Annotated in this window: 17 protein-coding genes and 1 tRNA gene; 7 read left to right on the forward strand and 11 right to left on the reverse strand. The window is 64.6% G+C overall.

The window, feature by feature from the left end; all coding sequences use genetic code 11:
• Window positions 1–96 precede the first annotated feature (96 nt).
• From AC1DT7_RS15510 to AC1DT7_RS15525, 4 genes are all read right to left on the reverse strand, one after another.
• On the reverse strand, window positions 97–882 hold the full coding sequence (locus AC1DT7_RS15510; RefSeq protein WP_478036933.1) for an IclR family transcriptional regulator: 786 nt from the start codon (window positions 880–882) through the stop codon (window positions 97–99).
• Window positions 883–1,469: 587 nt separating this feature from the next.
• Window positions 1,470–1,546, reverse strand: a tRNA-Ile gene (locus tag AC1DT7_RS15515).
• A gap of 14 nt (window positions 1,547–1,560) precedes the next feature.
• Complete coding sequence (locus AC1DT7_RS15520; RefSeq protein ID WP_478036934.1) at window positions 1,561–2,601, reverse strand: polysaccharide deacetylase family protein; 1,041 nt, start codon at window positions 2,599–2,601, stop codon at window positions 1,561–1,563.
• Between the two features lie 2 nt (window positions 2,602–2,603).
• On the reverse strand, window positions 2,604–4,796 hold the full coding sequence (locus AC1DT7_RS15525; RefSeq protein WP_478036935.1) for a sensor histidine kinase: 2,193 nt from the start codon (window positions 4,794–4,796) through the stop codon (window positions 2,604–2,606).
• Window positions 4,797–4,980: 184 nt separating this feature from the next.
• Here AC1DT7_RS15525 and AC1DT7_RS15530 point away from each other — a divergent pair, with 184 nt between their 5' ends.
• The gene (locus AC1DT7_RS15530; RefSeq protein WP_478036936.1) at window positions 4,981–5,448 is read left to right on the forward strand and encodes an Lrp/AsnC family transcriptional regulator; all 468 of its coding nucleotides are present in this window, start codon (window positions 4,981–4,983) and stop codon (window positions 5,446–5,448) included.
• A 56-nt stretch (window positions 5,449–5,504) separates the two neighbouring features.
• On the opposite strand, the gene AC1DT7_RS15535 is transcribed toward AC1DT7_RS15530, so the two are convergent.
• Together AC1DT7_RS15535 and AC1DT7_RS15540 are read right to left on the reverse strand one after the other, a co-directional pair.
• On the reverse strand, window positions 5,505–6,794 hold the full coding sequence (locus tag AC1DT7_RS15535; protein ID WP_478036937.1) for a hypothetical protein: 1,290 nt from the start codon (window positions 6,792–6,794) through the stop codon (window positions 5,505–5,507).
• A 54-nt stretch (window positions 6,795–6,848) separates the two neighbouring features.
• Window positions 6,849–8,096: a tetratricopeptide repeat protein gene (locus tag AC1DT7_RS15540; RefSeq protein WP_478036938.1), complete on the reverse strand. Its 1,248-nt coding sequence runs from the start codon at window positions 8,094–8,096 to the stop codon at window positions 6,849–6,851.
• A 248-nt stretch (window positions 8,097–8,344) separates the two neighbouring features.
• Between AC1DT7_RS15540 and yaaA the strand changes: the two genes are divergently transcribed.
• Complete coding sequence (gene yaaA, locus AC1DT7_RS15545) at window positions 8,345–9,097, forward strand: peroxide stress protein YaaA (protein WP_478036939.1); 753 nt, start codon at window positions 8,345–8,347, stop codon at window positions 9,095–9,097.
• Window positions 9,094–9,783 carry an SDR family NAD(P)-dependent oxidoreductase gene (locus AC1DT7_RS15550; protein ID WP_478036940.1) on the forward strand — a complete coding sequence of 230 codons (690 nt, stop codon included), beginning with the start codon at window positions 9,094–9,096 and terminating at the stop codon, window positions 9,781–9,783. Before yaaA ends, AC1DT7_RS15550 begins: the two co-directional genes overlap by 4 nt.
• A 39-nt stretch (window positions 9,784–9,822) precedes the next feature.
• Here AC1DT7_RS15550 and AC1DT7_RS15555 read toward each other — a convergent pair whose 3' ends face one another.
• Window positions 9,823–10,242 carry a hypothetical protein gene (locus AC1DT7_RS15555; protein ID WP_478036941.1) on the reverse strand — a complete coding sequence of 140 codons (420 nt, stop codon included), beginning with the start codon at window positions 10,240–10,242 and terminating at the stop codon, window positions 9,823–9,825.
• Between the two features lie 182 nt (window positions 10,243–10,424).
• Between AC1DT7_RS15555 and gyrA the strand changes: the two genes are divergently transcribed.
• The 3 genes from gyrA (at window position 10,425) to AC1DT7_RS15570 (ending at window position 14,442) form a co-directional block, all read left to right on the forward strand.
• Entirely contained in the window at window positions 10,425–13,199 is a 2,775-nt protein-coding gene (gene gyrA / locus AC1DT7_RS15560; protein ID WP_478036942.1) for a DNA gyrase subunit A, read from the forward strand.
• Between the two features lie 168 nt (window positions 13,200–13,367).
• Window positions 13,368–13,712, forward strand: coding sequence for a DUF952 domain-containing protein (locus AC1DT7_RS15565; protein WP_478036943.1), 345 nt, complete (start codon window positions 13,368–13,370; stop codon window positions 13,710–13,712).
• 76 nt (window positions 13,713–13,788) lie between these two features.
• Window positions 13,789–14,442 (forward strand): GNAT family N-acetyltransferase, encoded by a 654-nt coding sequence (locus AC1DT7_RS15570; protein ID WP_478036944.1) that lies wholly within the window; start codon window positions 13,789–13,791, stop codon window positions 14,440–14,442.
• Between the two features lie 9 nt (window positions 14,443–14,451).
• Here AC1DT7_RS15570 and AC1DT7_RS15575 read toward each other — a convergent pair whose 3' ends face one another.
• Genes AC1DT7_RS15575 through AC1DT7_RS15590 form a run of 4 tightly spaced genes read right to left on the reverse strand, consistent with a single transcriptional unit; the run spans window position 14,452 to window position 16,358 of the window.
• A complete protein-coding gene (locus tag AC1DT7_RS15575) occupies window positions 14,452–14,838 on the reverse strand; it encodes a VOC family protein (RefSeq protein ID WP_478036945.1) in 387 nt (128 codons plus the stop codon).
• Between the two features lie 23 nt (window positions 14,839–14,861).
• Window positions 14,862–15,293 carry a DUF488 domain-containing protein gene (locus AC1DT7_RS15580; RefSeq protein ID WP_478036946.1) on the reverse strand — a complete coding sequence of 144 codons (432 nt, stop codon included), beginning with the start codon at window positions 15,291–15,293 and terminating at the stop codon, window positions 14,862–14,864.
• A complete protein-coding gene (locus AC1DT7_RS15585; RefSeq protein WP_478036947.1) occupies window positions 15,268–15,933 on the reverse strand; it encodes a lysoplasmalogenase family protein in 666 nt (221 codons plus the stop codon). The genes AC1DT7_RS15580 and AC1DT7_RS15585 overlap by 26 nt, the downstream gene beginning before the upstream one ends.
• 44 nt (window positions 15,934–15,977) lie before the next feature.
• Window positions 15,978–16,358, reverse strand: a complete 381-nt coding sequence (locus AC1DT7_RS15590) for a VOC family protein (protein ID WP_478036948.1) — start codon at window positions 16,356–16,358, stop codon at window positions 15,978–15,980.
• Between the two features lie 146 nt (window positions 16,359–16,504).
• On the opposite strand from AC1DT7_RS15590, the gene AC1DT7_RS15595 reads away from it, so the two are divergent.
• Entirely contained in the window at window positions 16,505–17,053 is a 549-nt protein-coding gene (locus AC1DT7_RS15595) for a GbsR/MarR family transcriptional regulator (protein ID WP_478036949.1), read from the forward strand.
• Window positions 17,054–17,411: the final 358 nt, after the last annotated feature.

Here is a 17,411-nt window from a genome sequence, read left to right on the forward strand (position 1 = left end):
CGGATGGCGGCAGAGCGGATGACAAACCGCCGGCCCCCTGCGAAAATCACATATGCGGATCGTGAGCCTTGAACGAACACGCTGCAGCGCCGGCCTTTACTCCTCCTCGACGCCGGCCACAGCCGCCCGCGTGGCATGGGTGCGCTCGTTGAATTCGGCGATCATCTCGCGCATCACCGCCAATATGTCGGACTTGTTGCGCGATATGCGATCGGCCAGGCCCCCGACGCCGATCGCCAGTGGGATGCCATGCAGCTCGGCATCCAGCGCGATCGAGATCGACGATACATCGGGCGTGGGCCAGTTGGGGAAGTAGCAATAGCCAACCTGCCGGATCCAGCCGACATCTTTCATGATCTCGTCATAACTGACGCGGTCGTCTTTCATCTCGTAATGATTCGTGTAGCGGCACAATTTATCGATCGCCCGATCGGTCATCCGGGCCATCATCGCACGCCCTCCGCTCGAATCGACCAGCAGCCGCATCGTGCCGTCGGGCGGCACGTTCTTGAATTCGTGATCCGGGCCCCGCAGGAACAGATATTGGACGAACAGGTCGTTCTGTGTCGATAGGCCGACGGTCTCGTCTGTGCGGCGCTGCATCTCGTTGACCAGATCGCGAAAGCCGCCTTCCGCCTGGATATAGCCCGCCACCCAATTGCCCAGCTGGTTAAGCCGCATGGTCGGCAGATACGTGCGCTTGACGCGGTTGTAGTTCAGATAACCGAGCAGGACCATGCTCTTGAGCAGATTGGTCGTGCTCGATTGCGGATAGCCAAGCTCCGAATAGATTTCATGGAGCGCCATCGGACGTCGGCGTTCGGCAAAAAGCTCCAGCACCTCGAATGTTCTCATTGCCGATTTCACGGCGCGTCGTTGCATCATCTTCTCCGTGCCGCCGCTTGATCGGTACCGGCGATGCGTTGGCACCTACCACCGATGCTTGGCTAAATCGACACGCTGGGTCGGATTGAGCTGCTCAAATCTGGGGTTTGCTCGAATGAGCCCGAGTGGGAAGTCCCTGGGTGGCGTAGGCCTGGAACCGTACGACTGAAACAGATCAATTCCGTATCGTCATCGCCCTCGGCAGGCGCCCGGTGGCGACCAAACCGGCGCCTGATCCGTCATCCATTCCTCGGCCTGCTTGCGAAACGTCGCGTTTGCGGCGTCGATCTCGGCATCGCGCTTCTTCTGCGCCTCATGAGCCGGATCCTTTCCCGCGCGAACCAGCTTGCGTGCTTCGTCGGGCAGTTCTCGGGCGCCGACCAGTCCGACGTCGGGTTAAGCCGGAGCGTCAAGAGCTCCTCTTTCACGCCGAATCGATACTTGTAGCGCCACGACCTCGCGCCGCTCTTCGTGACCAGGAGAAAGAGCCCTCCCGAATCGGCGAGAACCCGCAGAACAATCCCAGGAACCTGTTGAATAACAACGGTTTCCTGATACCATATCGAAGAGCTGAGAGGTAGTCTTGGTGGGCCCGGCAGGACTTGAACCCGCAACCTATCCGTTATGAGCGGACAGCTCTAACCAGTTGAGCTACAGGCCCCACCAAGCCGCTCGTTAGCGGAGCGTCCGCTCCGGTGGCAAGGCCGCAGCGTCGATGATCTGTCCAAGCGATGCCGCCGCGACGCCGCGACGCTCCAGATCGGCGAAGATCCGGTCCCACCAATGGTAGAATGCAGCAAGATCCGATGCATCGCGCACATACGGGGTATGTCCCGGGGCGACCGAGGGCGAATGGAAGGAGAAGTTGAGCACCCGCACCCCTTCCCCCACCGCGACGGCCACCGCCTCGCGCGCATCCGCGAGCGGCATCTCCTCCGGCGTCAGCGCGACGCGGGACAAAAGATGCGTCCGCGCGAAAAGGCCGCGCCCCTTGGGCAGCTTGCCGAGCGCATTGTACAGCCCGATCCCGCCGCGCCGCGCCAGCCCGGTGAATACGGTGGTCAGCGGCAGTTCGATCATCGGGCCGACATGGAAGCCATGGTTGCCGATCGCGGCAAAATCGGGTCCGCCCTCGTCGCCATAGCGATAGGAAGAACGCATCGAACTATCGAGTCTGTAGCCGCGCGCGGCGAGCAGGCGGAACGTCGCCGGGCCGATGCCGTAGCGGCCGGCGCGATAAGCGCGCGGCGCGACGCCGAAGGCAGTCTCGATCGCCCCTGTCAGCGCGTCGATCTTGGCTGCTTCCAGCGCCTCGGGCAGGTTTCCGGCAAAGCTGTTGGCAGGCGCCAGCACTTCGTCGAACGGCGGATTGACCCATGGATGAAGCTGGGTTCCGACCGCCGATATGCCATCGGCGAGCACCGAGCGCAGCAGGTCGATCGCCACAGGATCGGTCGCGATCGGGTAATCCACCATATAGGTCAGCGGCACGCCGCGGTCGGCGAAGCGACGATGCGCCTCGGGGATAGCGGTGACATGCGAAAGGGCATGATTGTCCCGCCCGAGCGGGGCATTCCAGTCAAACTCTTCCTCGGTATCGACGAAAATCGTGAAGCGCGTGCCGAAATCCTCGGGCCAGGCGATCAGATCGGCGGCGGAAGGCGGCGGGACGCGGTACCCCGGCACCGCACCATCGGAAGAGGTGGATTGGTCCACGATCAGCTGGAAGAAACCTGCTCCACGCTGGCGATAACGGCGGCCGGCAGCCGCAAAGTCAAGGCTTTGTCACCAATGACGAGCGCACCGCGCAGCTCGGTGGCGAGATTGCGCGCGAGCCGCAGGGCGAAGCCAGTGCCGAGCAGGGGCGCCCCTTCCCTGTCCGCCTCGGTCTCGGCGTCGATCGTCAACAGACTTTCGCCGTCATAGGCGGCCAATGCGGCAGGGCGATCGAACACGATCGCGATCATCGAATCCGTATCGAGCGTCGCCGCGATTCCGATCCGCTCGCCTCGGCCGCCGGATGCGACCAGCGTTGCCATGAGCCGCCCGATCAGGCGCTCCACCGCACGGTCATCCCCCGCGATGGTCAGGTCGCCGACGCTGGCCTGGACGTCGATCGTCGTGCCGCGCAGCGTCGCGAGCGGCGACAGGTCGCTCGTAATCCGCTCTAGCAGCGGCACCAGCGGCACCTCTCCCGGACGCAGGTCGAGTGCCTTGGATTCGATCCGCGCCGCCATGTCGATATCGTCGATCGCCGTCAGCAGGCTGCCCGCCTGGCCGCGGATATCGGTCGCAAAACCACGATAGGCCTGGGGCACCGGTCCAAGCATCTGCGCCTCGATCATCTCGGCAAAGCCGGCGATCGCATTGGTCGGCGTGCGCAGTTCATGGACGAGCTGGCGCAGTGCGTCGGACGCCGGGTTGCGCACCGCGCGCGGCTCGGCGGTCTCGTCGGGGCGCGGACGCCGCGCCGTGCCCCTATAGCCGGTGAAGCGGCCGCTCTCGCGGTCGAACACCGGAATGCCGGTTACCCGCCAATGGCCGGCCGCATCCGTATCGCCACCGACGACGAGGCGTGCATCGGCAAACCCCGCGCGTCTGCGGAACGCTCCCGTCACGGCACCATCGACTCGCGATCCGCCCGGCAGCGCAGCAAGATCGAGCGAGAGGCCGATCAGCGGTGCGCGCGTCGCGCCCTCGATCCAGCGAACGACGCCCGACGCATCGGTCTCGAACCGGAAACTCTGCGCCTGGACCGCTTCGAGCTCGAACAGTTCCGGCGGCATCTCGGCGACCATCGGCGCGGCAGGCGATTCTTCGCGCTGCCGCTGATAGGCGTCGATCCGTGCGACCAGTTCGGCGATCTGGAACATGCCGCTCGCCGCCTCGGCCGGCGGCGGCTGCAGCGCGGTTATCTCGATCACGTCGGCGCCCGCCTCCGGCGCCGCAACTGACCCGGCCTCGTCCAGAAGCTCGACCGCCTCGACGGGTTCATCGGGCTCGACCGGCCGCGAATCAACCTCGGGCCCGGCCACCTCGAGCAGTTCGAGGATGTCCGCCAGTTCGTCGTGCTCCGTATCCTCATGCTGGCGCAGCGCTTCCGCTACGACCGGCAGGCCACGCGCGACGCTGCCGAGCGAGACGAATGTCGATTCGGGTGGCACGGTCTCGTGCGGCTCAACGGCTGACCCTTCGACCTCGGGCGTCTGAGCGATATGCCCGGCTACGGCAGCCTCTTCGGTCGCGCGTGCCGGTTCATTGGCGGGCAATGGGCCGAGCACGTCGGTCCAGTCGATCGTCATGGTTTCGACAGGCGGATGCTCACCGATAGGGGCGGCCTCAGCGCCCATAGTCTCAACCGTTTCAGTCTCGACGACCTCGACCGGCCCTGTGTCGGGGGCCTCGACGGCAGGCGGCGCTTCTTCGATCCGACGAGGCATCACGGGCCGCTGGATCCGCACCGGTGTAGGCGCAACGGCGTTGCCGGACGACAACACGAAATCGACGCTACCGAACCCTTCCAGCGCGCGATTCACCGCTGGCGGCAGGTCGCGGCGATGGCGCAGGACAGAACGCGCGGCGGGCGACATGCCAGTCAGCATCTCGACCCACTCTTCGGCACGCAAGCGTGCCGTACGCAGCACGGGCGCTGCGATGGCGGCGTCGTCTTCGGCAAAAAGCTGGACGAGCGCGGCCGGCGGATCGGCAAAAGCCAACCCGCGTGCGCTGGCGGCGCGAATCGGTGCGGGCACATGCGCGCGAATCGCCTTGAGTTTCGCGATGGCGTTGATACCCGGCGGCACACGCCGGCGTCCGATCAGGTCGACCAGTTGCCGCCATGCGGATTGCGCGCCGAACGGCGTCGACATGTCTGCCGAGAGAACCGTTTCGAGACTGTCGTCGAAGCGCAAAGGTGATATCCCCGACCGGTTCGCGATGGTCGCGCCGTAAGGATTTCTTAACCGGCCAGACTCGTGAGTGAAACACCTGTTTTTGGTACGTAGCAATGTGGGACAATTGCGTTCGCTCGCAATTATCTTATGCTGAAGGGCAGCCGCTCGCCAGAAAGACAGAGCCGGCGGGGAGCTTTATGTAATGGCGTTTGATTCGATCGACCGGCGGATTCTGGGTTTGCTGCAGGATGATGGCCGGATGACGAATGTCGATCTGGCTGAACGGGTGGGTCTGACGGCCCCGCCATGCCTGCGCCGGGTGCGCACGCTCGAGGAGGCCGGTGCGATCCGGGGCTATCATGCGGAGCTGGACGCGGCCACGCTCGGCTATCCGATCACCGTATTCGCGATGGTCAGCCTGCGCAGCCAGGCCGAGCATGACCTCGCCGCGTTCGAGGATCATGTCGCGCAGATTCCTGAGATTCGCGAATGCCACATGCTCAATGGCGAGATCGACTTCATCCTGAAGATCGTCGCCACCGACCTGAAGAGCTTCCAGGAAATCCTGACCACGCACCTGACGCCGGCGCCCAATGTGGCGAGCGTGAAGACATCGCTGACGATCCGCACCGCCAAGGCGCTGCCCGGCATCCCGGTTCGGCACGACTGACAAAAAAAAGGGGCGGTCGCGCCGCCCCTTTTCCGAAATGTCTCCCGTACCGGCCGTCAGGCGGCCGGTGGATTGTCCAGCCAGATCTTCCACAGGGTCGCCGTATTGCTGTCGGGCGGGGTGGCCACCGTGTCGAGATCGGCCCGGGCGCGCGCCTTGTCGCCGGACAGCGCCAACGCGATCCCGCGGTGCAGACGGACGTCGTCGGCATCCTTGACGGTCTTCTGCAACGCCAGGTCATACATCTCGACAGCCTTGGCATAGGCCCCTTTGCCGATGCTCAGATTGCCGACCTGAGCCGCCATCTCGCCATTGGCGGCCTTGCGTGCCGCGGCTTCCGTCGGCGCCGCCGCCGGAGCAGCCTTGCCCTTGGCCGCGGGCCCTAGCAGGCGAGCGCTTTCGGCTTCCTTGGGCGGAATCGCGCCCGATGCGCGCCCTTCCTCGATCACCGCCTTGGCCTCGTCCCTCAGGCCGAGATTGGTCGCGCGGCGGGCATATTCCAGATATTCCTTCTCGCCGGCCAGGCTTTTGGTCGCACGCATCAGGCGGAACAGGTCGACGAAGCGCGTGTCTCGGTCCTTGCGCACGGCCACGCTCAGCTTGGTCTCGTCCTCGTCCTTGAACCCGTTGAACGCGATCGCATCATGCCAGTTCGCCCTGGTACCATAGGCGGCGAGCCATTTTCCGGTCCATGCGGCCGTCTCCGGCGCGTTCTTCATGTTCAGCCGCCGCGTGGCGAATCGATACCAGCTCTCGGGCGGCTTCTTGCCGGCCGCAATCTGCGCCGCGATCATCGAATCGAGCTCGGCCGCGCCGGCCGATACCTGGCCAGCCTCCATATTGGCACGGACGAGTTGCAGGTTCAGCTCGTCGTCGCGCAGCCCATTCTCCCGCGCCTGGCGATAGAATTGCACCGCTTTGGCATAATCCTTCCGCGCGAAAGCGAAGTCGCCCAGCGTGTAATTGTACCGCGCCGCATCGTCCTTCGACGTGCGCGGATCGGCGATGAGCTCGGTCAGCGGCTTCACCATCGCCGTCTGGCTCTGCACGGTCGCCGGCGACACGCTCAGCAGCCGCACCCGCAGGGTGCGGCCGATATAGCGCTCGCTGTCGTTGCTCGCATTCTGCTCGATCGTCGCGATCGCGCTTTCGGCGCCAGCCAGGTCGTTGGACTTCAGCGCCAGCGTCGCCGCCGCCGCTGAATCCCTGACCTGCTTGGACAGGACGAAATTCGTCGGGCTGTCCCCCAGCACCACCTCCTTCTTGCCCGCGGCGTTCGCCGCGCCAGGAAGTGTCATGCAGCCAAGAAGCGCCACCGCCAGCGCCGTCGTCGAGATTGTCTTCATTGCCGAAACTCTCCAAATACGGCGCTGGCGGTCATGCGCTCTTTATCGTGTGAATCACGCCAGCGTCGGCGAGTCCAGCCAGATCGTCCACATCCGGGCGATATCGCCCAGCGGCGAGCCGGTGACCTTGGCGAACGCAGCCTTGGCCTCTTCCTTCTTGCCCTGGTTCGCCAGTGCGACACCGATATGCATGTTGATGACATTCGCATCGCCCGCACCGCCGGCCGCAGCGTAGGATTCCGCCGCCTTGGCGTAGTCGCCCGCCGCCAGGTAGATGTCCCCGGCAACGGCGGGCTTGGACTTGCCGGCAGCAGTCGCCGCCGAGACTTCCGACTTAATCGCCGCCTGTGCCGCGGTGTTGACGCGCGTGACGCCATCGTCGTTCGCCGGGATCTTGCCCGCCGCACGGCCCTCGCTGATCACCGCGGCCGCTTCCCAGGGAAGGCCCGAATCGAGCGCGGTCTGGGCGTAGATGTAATAGTCGTTGCCGTCGCTCAGCACCTTGCTGGTGCGCATCAGGCGAAACATGTCGAGCTTCTGGCTCTTGGTGAACTTGGTGCCGGACGGGTCGGTGACCTTGCGGAAATTGTTCACCGCCGTGCGCCAGGTGCTCACCTTCGGATAGGCCTTGAGCTGGCGCACGACCCAGGCCTCGGCCTGCGGAATGTCGCCCTTGGCGTAGAGGTTGCTGGCGGCAAAGGCGTACCAGGTCTCGGGCGCTGCACGACCGGCGGCGGTCTCGGCGGTGATCGCCTTGTCGAGTTCGGCGATCGCCTGCGGCACGTTGTTGGTCGCACCATAAGCGCGGGCGAGCGAGACGGGCAGGTCGGTGCCGGTGTAGCCAAGCTCGCGCGCCTTCAGCAGGTACGGAATGGCAGCCGCATCCTGCTTCTGGTCGAGCGCGATCGATCCGCGCACATTGTTGTACGATGCGAGCGACTCGGGCGGGGTCTTGGGGTTCGGGATCAGGATGTCGAGCGCCTTGGCGACGCCGTCATTGTCGTTCTTCGAGCTGGCGATCTGCAGATGGAAGATGCCGACGAAATAACGATCGTCGTCCGTCTTCGCGAGCGGCTCGGCCACGGCGAGCTTTGCTTCCGCGGTGGCGAAGTCCTTCGCCTTGATCGCGGTGTCGACCTCTACCGCCGGCTTGGCGAATTCCTTCGAGGGCACGACCTTGGGTGCCGCGTCCTTACCCTTGTCGTCCTTCTTCTGCTTCTGGGCGACGGCAGGCGTCGCGACCATCGCCGTGGCACCAAGGGAAAGCATCAACGCATATGCAACAGGATGGACCAGCTTCATCAGGGAAAACTCCTCAAGCGGATTGGGGGCTGCCGTTCAATTCGCAGATGCCTCTAGTTGGCAGGGCATCGCCATTCAAGACGACGGGCCATTCAAGACGACGGATTGTCGTCGATCTGTCATCGAGGCGCTGAACGCTGATTGAACGCGTTCGGCTCCCTACAATCGACGCTAGCCCGACATCGCCCGTGACGCCATCCCAAGGCACCCCTTTGACTCAGCCCGATTCAACCGCCTAGGCGCGGGGCGTGATCACCCTGCTCTCCCCCGCCAAGACCCTCGACTATGACAGCCCGGTTCCGCCGGTCGAGGCAACGACGCCGCGTTTTGTTGCCGAGGCGAGCGCCCTCGCCGCTTCCGCCGCCAATCTCACCCAGAAGCGGCTGTCCGACCTGATGCACATCTCGCCGAAACTGGCCAAGCTCAATGCCGATCGTTTCGCCGGCTTCGACGCCCAGCCGGAACGCCCGGCGCTCTACGCCTTTGCCGGCGACGTCTATCTCGGGTTCGAGGCGCAGACGCTCGATGAATCGGCCATCGCCTTCGCACAGGACCATGTCCGCATGCTCTCCGGCCTGTACGGCCTGCTCCGCCCACTCGACGCGATGCGGCCCTATCGCCTCGAAATGGGCACACGCTGGGCGCCGCGCCGCAAGACCCTCTATGACTGGTGGGGCGACCGAATCGCGCAAGCCGTGCGTGAGGATGTCGAGGCGGAAGGATCGGGCGTGGTGCTCAATCTCGCGAGCCAGGAATATTTCGGCGCGGTCGCCGACAGGCTGGCGGGCCTTCGTGTCATCAACGTCGACTTTCGCGAGCCCGGCCCGGACGGCCCGCGTTTCGTCAGCTTCCACGCGAAAAAGGCGCGCGGCATGATGGCCCGCTGGCTGTGCGAGCACCGCATCACCGATGCCGACTCGATGAAAGGTTTCGACAGCGCCGGCTATCGCTTCGATGCCGGGGCGAGCACCCCCGACAGCTGGCACTTCGTCCGGTCATGAGCGGCAGCGCAGTCGTTTTCGGCGCGTCGGGCGGAATCGGCGGCGCCTTGTGCGAGGCGCTGGAGGAGGAAGGCGCGTTCGACAAGGTCCACGCCTTTTCCCGCAGCACGACCGGCACCGACCTGACCGACGAAGCGAGCATCGCCGCGGCGGCGGCGATCATCGCGAAGGGCCCCGCCCCGACCCTCGTCATCGTCGCGACCGGGCTTCTCCATGAGTGCGACCACGGCCCCGAAAAGGCGATGCAGGAGCTCGATCCGACATGGCTCGCGCGGCTGTTCGCAGTGAACACGGTCGGCCCTGCCCTGGTCGCGAAGCATGTCCTGCCATTGATGCCGCGCACCGGTCGCACCGTATTCGCCGTCCTTTCCGCGCGGATCGGCAGCATCGCCGACAACAAGCTCGGCGGCTGGTATGGCTATCGCGCGTCCAAGGCGGCGCTCAACATGATGGTCCGCACCCTCGCCATCGAGGAAAAGCGCCGCAACGACCGCGCGATCCTGGTCGCACTTCACCCCGGCACGGTCGATACCGATCTGTCGCGCCCCTTCCAGGGGAACGTCACACCGGGCACCCTGCTCACCCCGTCGCGAGCGGCAGTTCAATTGCTCGACGTCATCGACGGCTTGAAGGTCACCGACACGGGCAAGCATTTCGCCTGGGACGGCACCGAGATCGCGCCCTGACCGGTCAGAGCCCCTGATCGCTCAGAGCCCCCTGATCGCTCAGAGATTGTCGATGCTGTCGCGGATACGGAACGTCCCATAGCCTCCCGAAATGCTGTCGGGGCTGCTGCTTATCACGGTATAGGCGATCCCGTGGCGGAGCCCGCGAGACGGTACGGTCGCACGATAACACCGGGGTGTCCGGTTATAGGTCAGCGGAAATTGCACAAGAACGGCGCTCGCACAGCCAGGAATGGTCGCATCCCGTTCGATCCGCCACACGATCAGATCGCCATCGCGAACCTCGATGTCTTGCGCGGTCTCGACATTGTCCTTCTTCTTGAAGGGCCAAAACCCCTTGTCGCTGCTGCTGAAGACGAGGTCGCTCCCCTTGATGGTTGCGATAATCTCATGGGGCGGTGGCTGACATCCAGCCAATATCGGCAACAGCATTGCCACGATCGGTCGGCACACACGCATCGGCTCTCCCCTTCAGCTGCCGCAATAGGCCCCACAAAAAACCCATCACACAAGTAGGATTTCGAGCCCCTCACGTGTGCGCACGCGCGCACGCGTGGCGCACACGCGCGTGACAAATGCGGCCGGCCTCGCTAGAACCGTCATCCAGTAGACACATAACTTTTTCCGAAAGATTCGAAAACTTGACCGACGAGACCATCCTCGCCGACCCTTCCGATATTTCACCGATCTCGATCGTCGACGAGATGCGTTCGAGCTATCTCGATTATGCGATGAGCGTGATCGTCAGCCGTGCGCTGCCGGACGTGCGCGACGGGCTGAAACCGGTGCATCGCCGCATCCTGTTTGCCAGCCAGGAGGGCGGCTTCGTCCCCGGCCGGCCGTACCGCAAATGCGCCAAGATCGTCGGCGACGTGATGGGCAATTACCATCCGCACGGCGACAGCTCGATCTACATGGCCCTCGCCCGCCTCGCCCAGGATTGGGCGATGCGCGTCATGCTGATGGACGGCCAGGGCAATTTCGGATCGATGGATCCGGACATGCCTGCGTCGATGCGCTATACAGAGGCGCGGCTGACCAAGGCGGCGATGGCCCTGCTCGAGGATATCGAGAAGGACACGGTCGACTTTGCACCCAACTATGACGGGTCCCGCGAAGAGCCGACCGTCCTCCCGGCGCGCTTCCCCAACATCCTGGTCAACGGCGCCGGCGGCATCGCGGTCGGCATGGCGACCAACATCCCGCCGCACAATCTCGGCGAAGTGGTCGATGCCTGCCTGGCCTATATCGAGCGCTCGCTCGACGGCGGCGACGCGATCACCATCGACGAGCTGATGGAAATCGTGCCCGGTCCGGATTTCCCGACCGGCGGCATCATCCTCGGCCGCGCCGGCTGCAAGGGTGCCTATCATGAGGGCCGCGGCTCGATCATGGTGCGCTCGCGCCACGTCGTCGAGGAAGGGCGTAACGACAAGCGCTCGATCGTGCTCACCGAGATCCCGTATCAGACCGGCAAGAACGCCCTGGTCGAGAAGATCGCCGAGGCCGCCAAGGACAAGCGGATCGAGGGCATCTCGGACATCCGCGACGAATCCAACCGTCACGGCGTTCGGATCGTCATCGACCTGAAGCGCGACGCGACCGCCGAAGTCGTGCTCAACCAGCTCTGGCGCCACACCCCGGCCCAGTCGAGCTTCCCGGCCAACATGCTCGCCATTCGCGGCGGCCGGCCCGAGACGCTCAACCTGCGCGACATCATCGAGGCCTTCGTCAAGTTCCGCGAGGAGGTCATCACCCGCCGCTCGAAGTTCGAGCTGGCCAAGGCCCGCGAGCGCGCCCACATCTTGCTCGGTCTGGTCGTCGCGACGACCAATCTCGACGAGATGGTCAAGATCATCCGCGGGTCGTCCAGCCCGCCCGTCGCGCGTGCCGCACTGATGGCGCGCGAATGGCCGATCGCCGAGATCGCACCCTACATCAAGCTGGTCGAGGCGGTCGAAAAGGAGATCGAGGGCGACGTCTATCGCCTGTCCGACATCCAGGTCCGCGCGATCCTCGACCTGCGCCTGCACCGCCTCACCGCGCTCGGCCGCGACGAGATCGGCGACGAGCTCAAGACGCTCGCCGAATCGATCACCGAACTGCTCTCGATCCTCGGCGATCGGGTGAAGCTCTACGGCGTGATGAAGGACGAGCTCGCCGCCGTGCGCCTCGCCTTCGCCACCCCGCGCAAGACCGAGATCGCCGCCGCCGCCGACGGCATCGACGACGAGGATCTGATCGAGCGCGAGGACATGGTCGTCACCGTGACCATGCAGGGCTATATCAAGCGCACCACCCTCGACACCTTCCGCGCCCAGCGCCGCGGCGGCAAGGGCCGCGCCGGCATGGCGACCAAGGAAGAGGATATCATCACCGAGCTGTTCGTCACCTCGACGCACACGCCGGTGCTGTTCTTCTCCACCCTCGGCAAGGTCTATCGCATGAAGGTCTGGCGCCTGCCCGAGGGCGGCGCTGCCACCCGCGGCCGGCCGATGATCAACCTGCTGCCGCTGGCCGATGGCGAGACGATCTCGACCGTGCTGGCATTGCCGGAAGACGAGACCGAGTGGGGCAAGCTCCACGTCATGTTCGCCACCGCCAAAGGCAATGTGCGCCGCAATTCGATGGATGCGTTCACCAACGTGCCGTCGAACGGCAAGATCGCGATGAAGTTCGAGGGCGAGGATGAAGACGATCGTCTGATCGGCGTCGCCCTGCTCGACGAAGCCGACGATGTCCTGATGGCCACCCGCCAGGGCAAGGCGATCCGCTTTGCGGGTGACGAGGTCCGCGAGTTCCAGAGCCGCAATTCCACCGGTGTGCGCGGCATCAGGCTCGCACCGGGCGATGAGGTCATGTCGCTCTCGATCCTGCACAAGGTGGGTGTCCGCGACCAGGACGAGCGTGACGATTATCTTCGCCACGCCCCCTGGAAGAACACTGAGGTAGCCGATCGCGCGCCGCGCGTAATGGACGACGCCCGTTTCGAAGAACTCATGGGCCGCGAGCAGTTCATCCTCACGGTCTGCTCGAACGGATACGGCAAGCTGTCGAGCGCCTTCGAATATCGCCGTACGGGTCGAGGCGGCCAGGGCATCACCAATATCGACAACATCGCCCGCAACGGCCCGGTGGTCGCGAGCTTCCCGGCATCGAAGGGCCATCAGCTCATGCTGGTGACCGATCAGGCCAAGCTGATCCGCATGTCGCTCGGCGATCTGCGCGTCATCGGCCGCGGCTCGGCGGGCGTCAGGCTGTTCGACGTCGGCAAGAACGAGCATGTCGTCTCGGCCGCCCGCATCGAGGAAACAGAGGAAGAGGCCGAGGTCGATCTGTCCGACGGCCCCATCGCCGGCGAGCCGACCCCGGACGGTGACACCGGCGAAGACCTCGCCGATGGCGGCGAGGCCTGAGAAAGCCGCGCTCTCTTCTCCCCTCCCGCTCTGGCGGGAGGGGTCGGGGGAGGGCCTGTCAACTTAAGCGAACGGCCGGAATGATTGGACAAGCCCTCCCCTGGCCCGTCCCGCAAGCGGAAGGGGAATAGCTTTACCGATATCCACGCCGCGCCCGGAAGGAATCGCATGACGCCAACGACCGCTTACAAGGTGCTGACCGCCGAACAGATGGCGGTGCTCGAAACCGGCAGCTTCGCCGGCGCGCCGATCGACCTGACCGATGGCTATATCCACCTGTCCACCGCGGAACAGCTCGACGAAACCATCGACAAGCATTTCGCCGGCCAGCCCGACCTGCACATAGCCGCGATCGATCTCGACGCGCAGGGCGACACGCTGAAATGGGAACCGTCGCGTGGCGGCCAGCTCTTCCCGCACATCTACGGCCCCCTGCTGCTGGAAACGGTGATCGCCTACGGCCCGATGGAGCGCGACGAGGACGGCAGAGTGAAGCTTCCCGTCGCGGGCTGACCGCCGCGGCAGCGCAGGGCAATGAACTGCCGACCCAATGGTTGCGTCCCTTTGATATCATAGAGATCGTGCACGCGTGACGAACAGCTCGCCATCCTCACCGGTCGATCCATTGCTCGTGAAGGGCTGGCTGACGGCGCGGTCGCTGGCGCGCGGCCTGCCGCCGCCGGTCGAGGACCATGGTGGCTGGCGGGTCGACACCGACCTCCCGACCGAAGCGCGGCGCTTCGTGTTTGCGGACGCGGGTGAACCGTTGCGTGCGCTGGCGGAGTCTATTGTCGCCCCCCTGGTTTTCCTGAAGCTCTGCGGATCCGAGGCGACAATGCGGGCGCTGGTGCCCGCGCAATGGCGGATCCAGGGCGGCAGCTATCTGATGACCTGCGAACGACAGATCGTTGGCCCGGCAAGGCCCGAGGCGAGATATCGGGTGGACGTGTCCCGCAGCGGCGCCGTTACCGCCGTCCGGATCGTTACCGGTGACGACGAGCTCGCCGCAAGCGGCTTTGCCGCAGAGGTGGAGGGCCTGTTCGTCTATGACCGCATCGTCACCGAACCGGCCCACCGCCGTCGCGGGCTCGGCATCTTGGTGATGACGACCCTCGGCGCGGCACGGCGCCATGCCGCGTCGAAACAGGTGCTGGTCGCCACCGAGGACGGCAAAGCGCTATATTCAGCGCTCGGCTGGACCGTGCGTTCGCCCTATACGAGCGCCTTCATTCCGGCGCGTTGACGCTGCTGCCTATTCCGGCCGGTGACAGACCGCCTCTACATTGATCCCATCGGGATCGATCACGAACGCACCGTAATAGTTCGGATGATAATGCGCGCGGATGCCGGGCGCGCCATTGTCCTTGCCGCCATTCGCCATTGCCGCTTCGTAGAACGCGTCGACCTGCGCCCGGCTTTCGGCGGTGAAGGCGATATGCATGCCCGCACCCTTGGGTCCTCCATTGCCGACCCAGAAGGACGGCTTGCCATTCTTGCCCAGACCAAGGCCGTGATAGCCGCCGCTCTCTTCCGGCGTCACTTCCATCACCAGCCCGATCCCGAGCGGCGCGAGAGATGTTTCGTAGAAGCGGCGGGACGCATCGAAGTCCGACGCAGCGATGCCCATATGGTCGATCATGCTTGATCCTTTCGAGTCAGAGTTCAGGCGAACAGGTCTATTATCTCGGCATCACCGCCGACCGCGTCCAGCAACAGGGTGCGGTGACACACGCACGGATCGCGCTCGAAGCAAAGCAGCGCACTCGGCTTCTCCGCCGCAAGATCCAGCATCTGCGCTGCCTGGGCCTGCGCTTCGGGCAATTCGAGCTGCCCGGCATAGACTTCTTCCAGTGTCTCGCGGTCGCCCTTCTTCGCGGCATCCCGGCCCCGCTTGGGCGTGCCGAGCGCCTTCAGATGGACATAACCGATCCCGGCCTCGAGCAGCGATGCGGCGAGCGACGATTTGGAAAAGCCCGGCCGCCGCGACAGCGGCAGGGCGCGGACGTCGATCACCCGCTCCACGCCCGCGCCTTTCAGCGCAGCGAGGAAGTCGGCCATCGTCGTGCCTTCATAGCCGATGGTGAAGATCTTCATTGCGCTTCCTCGCTTCGAGGGTTCTCAGCACGCCATAGGCGATCAGTGTCTGGCCGCCGAGATAAAGCGGCCAGATCGTGAAGGCCGGCACGATCGAGCCCTTCAGCGGCCCGAGTTCGGCGAAGATCAGCAGGTCCGACGCAGCGAACATCAGGGCACCGGCTGCGACGATGGTCCGCGGAAACCGGCTATACCAGGCACTACCCGCCATCCCGCCCAGCCCTGCGGCATAGAAGGTCGCGCCGATATCATGGGTGATGGCGAAGGCTGTAGCGGGGACGGCCAGCGCGATCGCAATCGCCACGGTGCCGCCTTCCTTCCGGCGGTTCGTTAGATAGAGCAGGATCGACACCAGATGTCCCGCCAGGAAAGCCACCCCGCCGATAACGATGCCGGATGTCTCCAGGACCACGTCCCCCAGCGTCCCCAGCGCAAGCACCGCGGTGATCAGCCAGCCATTGCGGTCGCGCGCGGCGAGGCCGGCGCAAAGCGTCAGCAACCCGACGCATACGCCCTTCCAGGCGACGAACAGCCAGCCGGAAATCCCAAGATGGCTCGCTGCCCAGAACGTCACGCCCGCAATGGTCGCCGCGGAAAAGAGCCAGAAATGCGGGAACGGCGCTGCATTGGTCTCGGTCATGACATCGGTATCGCGCTCCGCGACCGATCGCGCAATCCGTCGCCTCAGCCGGGCAGGTGGCAGACCACCTCGACATTGATGCCGTCCGGATCATGCACGAACGCCGCGTAATAATTCGGATGATACTGCGCCCTGATGCCGGGGGCGCCATTGTCCTTGCCGCCCGCCGCCATCGCCGCCTGATAGAAGCCATCGACTTGGTCTCGGGTGGCCGCGCGAAACGCAACATGTGTCCCCTCGCCCGGTTGCTCATTGTCGGCGAACACGAAAAACTGCTCGCTGTCGCCCATCACCACCGCGGTGCCGCCGGTCTCGTTCTCGTCGATAACCTCGAGGACGCGGACACCGAGCGGCTCAAGCGCCGCTTCGTAAAAAGCGCGGGACTTCGCCAGGTCCGTCACCGCCAGACCAATATGATCGAGCATGCTGCACTCCTCTCTTTCTCTCTTCCCCGACCTCCGCCGGCGAAGCAGTATTTGGTCGACCGCCAGGCCGCCACAACGCACGAACCCCACCCATTGACGCAGCCCCCAACATCTCGTATTTCTGTCTTTACAGAAATGAGAAACACATGACCCTCACCGATCATCCCGACGTCAAGGCTTTCATCCTGCATTGGGGGGAGATGGGCACTCAATGGGGCGTCAACCGGTCGGTCGCGCAGATCCATGCGCTGCTCTATCTCTCCGACCGGCCGATCGATGCCGAGGCGATCGTCGAAGCGCTTGGCCTCGCCCGCTCCAACGTCTCGACCGGGCTCAAGGAATTGCAGGGGTATGGCATCGTCCGCCGGGTCCATGTCGAGGGTGACCGGCGCGACCATTTCATCGCCGAGACCGATCTGTGGGAAATGCTGATGCGCATCACCGCCGAACGCAAGCGTCGCGAGATCGACCCGACCCTCGCCCTGCTAGCCGAACTGTCCGAGCGGATGAAGAACGACAAGACCGCCCCGCCCCATGTCCGCGAGCGCGTGACGCGCATGCATGAGTTCATCTCGACGCTAGGCGGCTGGTACGAACAGGTCCGCACCCTGCCCAAACCGACCCTGGTCACCTTGATGAAGCTCGGCAGCAAGGTCGCCCGCTTCATCCCGGGCGGCAAAGGCAAGAACGAATAGGAACCGCGTTCGACGATCGCCCATTCCCACATTCGACCGTCACGCCAATTCAACGAATGTGCGAAGCGCTGGCGGCTCCGCTTCCCTCGGCGACATCCTCGCCGATTAATTCAGCGAGCGTGAGGTAATGCCATCCACGGGCCCCGAAATGGCGTCCATCACCCCATTTCCACTTGTCGATGCCCCAATATATCATCCATTCCAGAGGTGTTCAGCCTCTTTCAGATCCCGGCACACCATGTCGCGGCAAGAACTAAATCCGTTCTGATCGCAGTTGGCTGATTGGAGCCTCCGAGCCTATCGACCTTGCCCGCGAACCATGGTTTTCTGACCTCGCCCTACACGCTCCAGGCCAGCC

Source organism: Sphingomonas sp. P3_C6 (assembly GCF_056402595.1).

Excerpts from the sequence above, each read along its gene's own strand:
- AC1DT7_RS15510 (WP_478036933.1), bottom strand. The coding sequence starts at position 882 with ATGCAACGACGCGCCGTGAAATCGGCAATGAGAACATTCGAGGTGCTG.
- AC1DT7_RS15530 (WP_478036936.1), top strand. The coding sequence starts at position 4,981 with ATGGCGTTTGATTCGATCGACCGGCGGATTCTGGGTTTGCTGCAGGAT.
- AC1DT7_RS15535 (WP_478036937.1), bottom strand. The coding sequence starts at position 6,794 with ATGAAGACAATCTCGACGACGGCGCTGGCGGTGGCGCTTCTTGGCTGC.
- AC1DT7_RS15540 (WP_478036938.1), bottom strand. The coding sequence starts at position 8,096 with ATGAAGCTGGTCCATCCTGTTGCATATGCGTTGATGCTTTCCCTTGGT.
- AC1DT7_RS15550 (WP_478036940.1), top strand. The coding sequence starts at position 9,094 with ATGAGCGGCAGCGCAGTCGTTTTCGGCGCGTCGGGCGGAATCGGCGGC.
- AC1DT7_RS15555 (WP_478036941.1), bottom strand. The coding sequence starts at position 10,242 with ATGCGTGTGTGCCGACCGATCGTGGCAATGCTGTTGCCGATATTGGCT.
- AC1DT7_RS15565 (WP_478036943.1), top strand. The coding sequence starts at position 13,368 with ATGACGCCAACGACCGCTTACAAGGTGCTGACCGCCGAACAGATGGCG.
- AC1DT7_RS15575 (WP_478036945.1), bottom strand. The coding sequence starts at position 14,838 with ATGATCGACCATATGGGCATCGCTGCGTCGGACTTCGATGCGTCCCGC.
- AC1DT7_RS15580 (WP_478036946.1), bottom strand. The coding sequence starts at position 15,293 with ATGAAGATCTTCACCATCGGCTATGAAGGCACGACGATGGCCGACTTC.
- AC1DT7_RS15585 (WP_478036947.1), bottom strand. The coding sequence starts at position 15,933 with ATGACCGAGACCAATGCAGCGCCGTTCCCGCATTTCTGGCTCTTTTCC.
- AC1DT7_RS15590 (WP_478036948.1), bottom strand. The coding sequence starts at position 16,358 with ATGCTCGATCATATTGGTCTGGCGGTGACGGACCTGGCGAAGTCCCGC.
- AC1DT7_RS15595 (WP_478036949.1), top strand. The coding sequence starts at position 16,505 with ATGACCCTCACCGATCATCCCGACGTCAAGGCTTTCATCCTGCATTGG.